This is a genomic window from Pseudomonas sp. K8, assembly GCF_014889455.1.
Lineage (GTDB): Bacteria > Pseudomonadota > Gammaproteobacteria > Pseudomonadales > Pseudomonadaceae > Aquipseudomonas > Aquipseudomonas veronii.
In genome coordinates this window covers 1-303 of the sequence record NZ_VJWO01000217.1, presented here as the reverse complement: position 1 = coordinate 303, position 303 = coordinate 1, and the positions used below count along the sequence as shown (strand labels likewise).

Here is a 303-nt window from a genome sequence, read left to right as displayed (position 1 = left end):
CCGTGTCCGGCGCCACCTCTTCCACCAGCAAGTGGTCGATGCCGACGTCGCCGAACTCATTGATCAGCAGCGCCGTGTCGCCGAGGCTTGCGCCCTGCAGCAGGCGCGTGAGCAAGCTGGTCTTGCCGCTGCCGAGGAAGCCGGTGATGACGTTGAGGGCAATACTCATATGTTACCTCCTACAAGGGGCATTCCAAGTGATCGAGTAGTTGCGGGTCGAGGGGATCCAGCTGGCGCCCGAGCATGGTTTCGGCCGCTTGCCAGAGTGCCGAGGCTTGCGCCCTGCAGCAGGCGCGTGAGCAA

The 303-nt window shown here is 63.7% G+C and carries 1 protein-coding gene; it reads right to left on the bottom strand.

Going from position 1 to position 303, the window contains the following annotated elements; translation table 11 throughout:
* The coding region (locus tag INT12_RS31080; protein WP_319017483.1) for a GTP-binding protein at window positions 1–169 on the bottom strand (169 nt) is incomplete at its 3' end.
* Window positions 170–303 lie beyond the last annotated feature (134 nt).